Source organism: Vibrio sp. 1CM8B (assembly GCF_023161685.1).
GTDB lineage: Bacteria > Pseudomonadota > Gammaproteobacteria > Enterobacterales > Vibrionaceae > Vibrio > Vibrio coralliirubri.
Genome location: NZ_JALNTU010000026.1, coordinates 1 through 9,068 on the forward strand (window position 1 = coordinate 1; position 9,068 = coordinate 9,068).

Here is a 9,068-nt window from a genome sequence, read left to right on the forward strand (position 1 = left end):
AGGTGCATGAAAAAAGCCAACAGCTGACGCTGTTGGCTTAGTAGAAATACTGTCAACGTATTTTAGGACGAGACATTCAGTTTATTGACGCTATTTCAAAACATCTTTTAGCGCTTTTAGACACAACGCGACATTCTCTTTACGAGCGCCGTAGCCCATTAGGCCGATACGCCATGCCTTACCAGCCAAAGAGCCAAGCCCTGCACCGATTTCAAGATTATATTCTTCTAAAAGCTGCGTTCTGATCTTAGCCTCATCAATTCCTTCTGGGAAATAAAGTGCGTTAAGCTGCGGCAAGCGGCTCTCTTCATCAACCACAAATTTTAACCCTAGAGCTTCTACACCTTCTTTAAGCTCTTGGTGCATCGCATGATGACGAGACCACGCATTATCTAGGCCTTCATTTTTCAACAAAACAAGCGACTCATGCAGAGCATAAAGGCTATTCACGGGGGCAGTATGGTGGTAGCTACGCTTACCTTCTCCACTCCAATAACCTAGTACTAAACTTTGATCCAAGAACCAGCTTTGTACTGGCGCTTGGCGGGCTTTCATTTTATCAACTGCACGCTGAGAGAAAGTCACCGGAGATAGCCCTGGCACACAAGACAGACACTTTTGGCTGCCAGAATAAACCGCATCAAGCTGCCACTCATCAACCAGCAATGGCACACCACCTAATGATGTCACCGCATCAACAATCGTTAACGCATCAAACTGACGAGCGATAGCAGAGATAGCTTGAGCATCCGATAGCGCTCCGGTTGATGTCTCTGCATGCACAAATGCAACAGCAACGGCATCGGGGTTTTCTGCCAATGCTTGTTCTACCTTTTCAACTGAAACGGGCTTACCCCATTCGTCATCAACAAGGATGGCTTCGCCACCACAACGCACCACGTTTTCTCGCATACGCTCACCGAAGACACCGTTACGACAAACAATCACCTTTTCACCAGGCTCAATCAAGTTAACAAAACAGGTCTCCATACCTGCACTGCCCGGTGCAGAAACGGCAATCGTAAATTCGTTTTCAGTCTGAAAAGCGTATTTAAGAAGTTGTTTAAGCTCATCCATCATCGCAATAAACAGTGGATCTAGGTGGCCTATGGTTGGACGGCTCAAAGCCTGTAGCACTTGAGGTGAGATATCAGAAGGACCAGGCCCCATTAACGTTCGGTGTGGTGGATAAAAGCTATCGATAGCAGTAGTGAGTGTTAAATTAGACATGTACATCCCTTACGTTAATGTTGTGAACAATCCACCCTAAAGCAAATTGATTACCTCAGCAATTAGCCATAAGTATTGAGGTCAAACCACTGTCACATAATTGTTAAAATTATTTTTCAATTATCTCAAGTTACGGATTGACATTGTTACCACAAAAACGTTCAATGAAACGGCTATCTAGCAGAAGAGGAGCACTGCCCAGGCAGATGTTTTGTGGAACCGCATTTCCAATACAAAACATTTATGGGGAGCAGTGCCGAGATAATAAAAGTATGCAGGACCTTTATTATCGGTTGAGCGGGCTGAATCCCGTCAACTGTCGCCATTTCTATATGGTGAAGAGCTTCTGAGGTTACTATTCTAATAATTCCTCTCTTTTTGCTCTAAAACTCTCTTCGAAAAACATCGGACGTTGGATTACCCAACCGTAATTTTATTTTAGGAAGTCGTGGGAGATATATCGTGAGTGCATCTAATGTAGCTGGTTCTTTTAATGTCGCTAAGTTTGGTGGAACAAGTGTTGCCAACTTTGAAGCAATGAGCCGTTGTGCTGCCATTATTGAAAACAACTCAAACACGAAACTGGTAGTGAGTAGTGCATGCTCTGGTGTCACTAACTTGCTGGTTGAACTAGCAAATGGTGTTCAAGACAAAGCTCGTCGTCAGGAACTAATGGCGCAATTAGAGGATATTCATAACGCAATTCTTGATCAACTCGCAGACCCAATCAGCATCGAAAAAGAAGTTCACAGCATTCTTGATGACATTGCGAGCGCTGCAGAGGCTGCATCATTCCAAACAAGCACTAAACTGACTGATCACCTTGTCGCATGCGGCGAGTTGATGTCGACACACATCTTGGCTCAGATCATCCGTGAACGAGGCACTCCTGCTGTTCGCTTTGATATCAGAGATGTGATGCGCACTAATGATGATTTTGGTAAAGCCGAACCTCAACTCGAAGATATTGCCGCTCTAGCTCAACAGAAACTTATTCCACTTTGCCAACAACAAGTTGTCGTTACACAAGGTTTTATCGGCGCTGATAGCGAAGGTAACACCACGACTTTAGGCCGCGGTGGCAGTGATTACTCAGCAGCATTGATTGCCGAATCTGTACAGGCGATTGGTCTAGAAATCTGGACGGATGTTCCGGGTATTTACACCACTGACCCTCGTATTGCACCTAAAGCTTCTCCTATCCCAGAGATCAGCTTTAGTGAAGCATCGGAAATGGCAAACTTTGGTGCGAAGATCTTGCACCCATCAACGCTAGTACCTGCACTACGCCACCAAATACCGGTATTTGTCGGCTCTTCTAAAGCGCCAGAGTTAGGTGGTACTTGGATTCGCCAACAAGTTGAGAGCTCCCCTCTATTTAGAGCGCTTGCCCTACGCTGCAACCAAACCATGGTTACGCTACGCAGTGCTAACATGTTCCACGCCTATGGCTTCTTAGCAAAAGTGTTCGAGATCCTTGCTAAACATAAGATCTCTGTCGATCTTATCACTACCTCAGAGATCAGTGTGTCACTTACTCTGGATCAAACAGACACATCAGGTGGTGCTCCTGAGTTACCTGAAGCCGCTCGCCTTGAGCTTGAAGAGCTGTGTTCTGTCGATATTGAACACGACCTATGCCTTGTTGCACTTATTGGTAACAACATGAGTGAAAGCAAAGGCTATGCGAAGCAGGTATTCGGCACTCTTGAAGATTTCAACCTACGCATGATTTGTTACGGAGCAAGCCCACACAACCTGTGTTTCTTGCTAGATGAATCTGTTTCTAAGTTGGCGATTCAAAAACTGCACCAAGAATTGTTTGAGTAAAAATGCGTTTATCACCAACAGATAAATAACTAAATCTCAGATACAAAAAGGGTTGCTATTAAGCAACCCTTTCTCTTTTTTACTATACGAATCAAAGCTCGTCGTAGATTCAAACTAGTTAATGTTTGGACCTAACCACTTCTCGGCTTCTAACATGTCCCAACCTTTGCGGTCAGCATAGCTATCCACTTGATCCTGTTGAATCTGTGCAATAGCAAAGTATCTAGCATCAGGGTGTGAGAAATACATACCAGACACTGAGGCACCAGGCCACATCGCGTAGCTTGTCGTTAATGACATATCGATTGCCTTTTCAACGTCCATCAGCTCCCACAACGTACCTTTCTCTGTATGCTCTGGGCAAGCAGGGTAACCTGGAGCTGGACGAATACCTTGGTATTTCTCTCGAATCAAATCGTCGTTAGACAAATTCTCATCTGGCGAGTAACCCCAAATATCCTTTCTCACTTCTTTATGCAGATATTCCGCGAACGCCTCAGCCAATCGGTCAGCAACCGCCTGAATCATAATCGCGTTGTAGTCATCGCCTTTCGCTTTGTATTCATCAGCCAGCTCTCGCTCACCAATACCACCCGTAACCGCAAAGCCACCAATCCAATCCGCTTTACCGCTTTCTTTTGGCGCAATGTAATCAGACAAACAGTAGTTAAAGCCTTTTGGTTTCTCTGTTTGTTGACGAAGATTGTGTAGAACTTTTAGAACTTCGGTACGAGATTCATCGGTATACACCTCAATATCATCACCAACACTGTTCGCTGGGAACATGGCACACATACCACGCGCTTCAAGCAGCTTCTCTTTCTCTACGCGATCCAGTAAATCATTAGCATCTTTGAATAAACGTTTTGCCTCTTCACCCACTTCTTCATGATCAAGGATTGCAGGGTATTTACCAACCAATGACCATGTCATAAAGAATGGAGTCCAATCGATGTACTGACGCAAAGTCGCCACATCAAAATCATTGAAGATGTGAACTCCCGGCTTAGCGGGTGCAGGTGGCGTATACGCATCCCAATCGATAGCAACTTTATTGGCACGAGCTCTTTCAAGCGTGACAGGCTTGGTACGAGGTTTCTTACGATTGTGCTGATCTCGAACGCGATCGTAATCGATATCCAGCTTCTCAACGAAAGCGGGTTTCAATTCATCAGAAAGTAGTGAAGTACAAACACCCACTGCACGCGAGGCATTATTTACGTATACAACAGGTTCTGAATAATTCTGCTCAATCTTAACTGCTGTGTGAGCTTTAGATGTGGTTGCGCCGCCAATCAGAAGAGGCAGCTTGAAACCCTGTCTCTCCATTTCTTTAGCAACATGTACCATTTCATCAAGAGACGGTGTAATCAGCCCAGACAGGCCAATAATGTCGACATTCTCTTCTTTCGCTACCTTGAGAATCTTCTCGCAAGAAACCATCACACCTAAGTCGATAATTTCGTAGTTATTACATTGCAAGACAACACCAACGATATTTTTACCGATATCGTGAACGTCACCTTTAACGGTCGCTAACAAAATCTTACCGTTAGTTGCGCCCACTTCTTTGGATGCATTAATGAATGGTTCTAAATGGGCAACCGCCTGTTTCATCACACGCGCAGACTTTACAACCTGTGGTAAGAACATCTTACCTTCACCAAACAGGTCACCAACAACGTTCATTCCGTCCATTAGAGGACCTTCAATCACTTCAATAGGACGAGAGGCATTAACACGAGCTTCTTCGGTATCTTCAACAATAAAGTCGGTGATACCTTTTACCAAAGAGTGCTCCAAACGCTTCTCTACAGGCCAAGTACGCCACTCTAATGCAGATTTATCTTCAACCTTACCAACAGCACGCTCTAGGTATTCGGTCGCCATATCCAGCAATCTTTCAGTCGAATCATCACGACGGTTTAGTACGACATCTTCAACAGCATCACGCAGATCTTCTGGAACATTATCGTAAATTTCCAACTGACCAGCGTTTACAATGCCCATATCCATACCGTTTTTAAAACAGTGATATAGGAATACCGCGTGAATAGCCTCACGGACGTAGTTATTACCACGGAATGAGAATGAAACATTCGACACACCGCCAGAGATCATCGCATGCGGGAGATCGCGTTTGATGTCTCCTACTGCTTCAATGAAATCAACCGCATAGTTATTATGCTCATCGATACCAGTAGCCACTGCGAAAATATTCGGGTCAAAAATAATATCTTCTGGTGGGAAACCGACTTCATCAACAAGAATGTTGTAGGCATTGGTACAGATTTCGACTTTACGCTCTCGAGTATCAGCCTGCCCTACTTCATCAAACGCCATCACGATGACAGCAGCACCATAACGACGAACTAATTTGGCTTGCTCAACAAACTTCTCTTTGCCTTCTTTTAGAGAGATTGAGTTAACGATGCCTTTGCCTTGAATACACTTTAGGCCAGCTTCGATAACTTCCCACTTAGAAGAATCGACCATAACAGGTACTTTCGAGATTTCAGGTTCTGAAGCACATAGATTCAGGAATTTAACCATACACGCCTCGGCGTCTAGCATCCCTTCATCCATGTTGATATCGATAATTTGAGCACCATTCTCGACTTGCTCTCGAGCTACACTCAAGGCTTCGTCGTAGAGCTCTTCTTTGATAAGGCGCTTAAAGCGTGCAGAGCCGGTAACATTGGTCCGCTCACCTACATTCACGAACAAAGATTCTTTAGCTATCGTCAGTGGCTCTAGTCCCGAAAGACGACAAGAAACTGGTAAGTCTGGCAATTGACGCGGCGTTACACCTTCAACGGCCTCAGCCATTTCACGGATATGCTCTGGAGTAGTACCACAACACCCACCAATTAGGTTCAAGAAGCCACTTTCAGCCCACTCTTTAACATGTTCAGCCATATCCTCAGGAGAAAGGTCATACTCGCCAAATGCATTAGGCAAACCCGCATTAGGGTGAGCAGAAACATTGCACTCTGAGATACGAGACATCTCACCGACATACTCACGCAGTTCATCAGGGCCCAATGCACAGTTCAATCCAAATGAGATTGGTTTTACATGACGAAGGGCGTTGTAGAATGCTTCTGTCGTCTGTCCTGAAAGGGTACGACCTGATGCATCAGTGATGGTACCGGAAATCATCACTGGCAGACTGATACCTACTTCTTCGAAAACAGATTCAACCGCAAAAGCACACGCTTTCGCGTTTAACGTATCAAAGATAGTTTCAATAAGAATTAAATCTGAACCGCCCTTAATGAGCGCGCGAGTCGATTCAGAATAAGCTTCAACCAGTTCGTCAAAGCTAACATTACGGTAACCTGGATCGTTTACATCAGGGGATATAGAACAAGTTCGGTTGGTAGGGCCTAATACACCCGCTACGAAGCGAGGTTTATCTGGGGTCTTTGCGGTCCATTCATCAGCTGCTTCACGAGCAAGCTTGGCAGCAGCAAAGTTAATCTCTTCACTAAGGCTTTCCATATCATAGTCGGCCATAGCGATGGTTGTAGCGTTAAAGGTATTGGTTTCGAGGATGTCAGCCCCAGCTTCCAAGTATTCTGAATGGATATCTTTGATAAGCTTAGGCTGTGTAAGAACTAAAAGGTCATTGTTGCCCTTTAAGTCACTGTGCCAATCAGCAAAGCGTTCACCACGATAGTCTTGCTCTTCCAATTTATAATCCTGAATCATAGTGCCCATGCCACCATCAATCAGTAAAATTCGTTGCTTCAACAGAGCCTCAATCTTTTGCCTTACATTACTTCCCACGGTACAACCTCATTCCTTTAATTATCCCTCCATCCTATCACACATTAAAAAGGAGTCTAGACGTCTAAAAAAGGAAATTGATTACCGACTCATGACAAAAAATGTTTGCTATTTGAGCATGAGACAACGAAAATTCATATTCATACTTTGTTACATGTTGGGATCCCAATGTCGGTCTATTACACCTTATGCTTCTTGTCCGCTGCAGCCATGCTTATTGCTTTCGTGAATACAAAAATTGGTAAAATGCAGACAACCATCGCCATCACAGCTGGCTCAATGATGTTATCTCTATTGATTATCATTGCGGGACAAAACAATTGGTTCCAACTGGCTGACATCGCCTCAGAAACCGTTGCCAGTATCAACTTTGAAGATTTCCTACTAAAGGGAATATTGGGCTTCTTACTCTTTGCCGGTGGTTTAGGGATTAAGTTACCAAATTTAAAAGACCAGAAATGGGAAATAACAGTACTCGCGTTAGGTGCTACGTTGTTTTCAACATTCTTTATCGGTTTTGTGCTGTACGGGTTTTGTCAGTTCATCGGTATTCAATTTGATCTGATTTACTGCCTACTCTTTGGCTCGCTAATCTCTCCAACCGATCCCATCGCCGTACTAGCAATAGTCAAGAAACTCGATGCGCCCAGAAGAATCTCTACTCAAATCGAGGGAGAATCTCTATTCAACGATGGTTTTGGCTTAGTGATCTTCGTAACCCTATTTACTATCGCATTTGGTACAGAGGCGCCAACCGTCGGCAGTGTGACCATGCTATTCGTCCAAGAGGCGATTGGCGGCATTGTCTATGGTTTTGTTTTAGGTCTTGTATTCCACTACCTAATCAGCAATACCGATGACCACTCGATGGAGTTGCTATTAACTATCGGCATCCCAACTGCTGGTTATGCGTTTGCTGAAGTTCTACATGTATCAGGCCCATTAGCGATGGTGGTATCAGGTATCATGATTGGTAACTGGACTCGCTTTATTGGATTCTCGAAAGAGAGTGAAGATCACCTAGATCATTTCTGGGAATTGATAGATGAGTTCTTAAACGGCGTATTATTCCTATTAATTGGTATGTCGATGCTGTTATTCAAATTCCACCAAGAAGACTGGATCTTAATGGCGTTCGCAGTCCCTCTAGTATTGAGTGCACGTTACTTAAGTGTTTTCTTGTCTTACATCGGATTTAAACGCTTTAGAACTTACAACCCGTGGTCGATTAAGATTCTAACTTGGGGTGGTTTACGCGGTGGCTTAGCTTTAGCTATGGCGCTTTCAATCCCTTCAGGTATCTGGGTCATTGAAGACAAAGCAATAGATGTAAAAGAGATAATCCTTGTCATGACATACGCCGTTGTTGTGTTCTCTATTCTAGTTCAAGGCTCAACAATCACTCCTATGATAGAGAAAGCAAAACAAGCAGAGAAAGAGCTAGATTAACACCTAGATAGATCAACCAAGGCCGCCTACTTTAGGTGGCCTTTTTTATACCTAATGAAAGTCAAACTCACCAATTCCCATACTGAAGCTATCGCTGAAAGGTATGGGTGGAACATAGAACTCATATCGATATTTGATACCACTATTATTGGAGTGATCGAAAGCCTTAATTTCGGGGAGCACTAAATTTGGCCAGAACTCTTTCAGAAGGTTAAGTAATACAGAGAACTCGTTCTTCTGCGCACTCCCTAGTCTACCCAATAACCCACTCTCAAGTTATATAAGCTTCAATCGAAAGGCTTCACCTTTCACCTGGAAACAAAAATAACGGGACTCAACGTCTCGCTAGAATAGCGTTAGTTATTAACAGGAGTACGGAGCTAGATGAGTGGTGAACAGAAAGCTTTAGCTTTGAACTAAGTCATTAAATACAGCAAGGCTGCACTAAATCAGTGTTCGATAGAGATAGCTAAAGGAACACTTGGTACTTCTAATGATACTTGTAAAAATGACAGGAATAAAAAGCGCTAGCATTTCTGCCGAGACGTGCAGCCTAGATTCTTAAATATGGTAGGGCTGGAATGAGCAGGTACTCCGGAGGTTCGAGCACGCAGATGAGCTAGGAGCGCCTAGTTATCCCAACATTGCTTCGTAGAAGCAACAGATGCAAAAAAGGCTCTAGCATTTCTGCTAGAGCCTTAAATATGGCAGGGGTGGAGAGATTCGAACTCCCAACACGCGGATTTGGAATCCGCTGCTCTGCCAAT

4 protein-coding genes and 1 riboswitch are annotated in these 9,068 nt (G+C 44.1%); of the genes, 2 read left to right on the forward strand and 2 right to left on the reverse strand.

Annotated features, from left to right (window positions below; translation table 11 throughout):
* Positions 1-90: 90 nt before the first annotated feature.
* Positions 91-1,230, reverse strand: coding sequence for an alanine--glyoxylate aminotransferase family protein (locus tag MSG36_RS23705; protein ID WP_048618113.1), 1,140 nt, complete (start codon positions 1,228-1,230; stop codon positions 91-93).
* Positions 1,231-1,406: 176 nt separating this feature from the next.
* Positions 1,407-1,584, forward strand: a riboswitch (Lysine riboswitch).
* Positions 1,585-1,692: 108 nt separating this feature from the next.
* On the opposite strand from MSG36_RS23705, the gene lysC reads away from it, so the two are divergent.
* Positions 1,693-3,060: a lysine-sensitive aspartokinase 3 gene (lysC, locus tag MSG36_RS23710; RefSeq protein ID WP_248369908.1), complete on the forward strand. Its 1,368-nt coding sequence runs from the start codon at positions 1,693-1,695 to the stop codon at positions 3,058-3,060.
* 114 nt (positions 3,061-3,174) lie between these two features.
* Here lysC and metH read toward each other — a convergent pair whose 3' ends face one another.
* Positions 3,175-6,852, reverse strand: coding sequence for a methionine synthase (gene metH / locus MSG36_RS23715; protein WP_248369910.1), 3,678 nt, complete (start codon positions 6,850-6,852; stop codon positions 3,175-3,177).
* A 168-nt stretch (positions 6,853-7,020) separates the two neighbouring features.
* On the opposite strand from metH, the gene MSG36_RS23720 reads away from it, so the two are divergent.
* On the forward strand, positions 7,021-8,301 hold the full coding sequence (locus MSG36_RS23720) for a sodium:proton antiporter (RefSeq protein WP_017061334.1): 1,281 nt from the start codon (positions 7,021-7,023) through the stop codon (positions 8,299-8,301).
* The last annotated feature ends 767 nt before the right edge of the window (positions 8,302-9,068 follow it).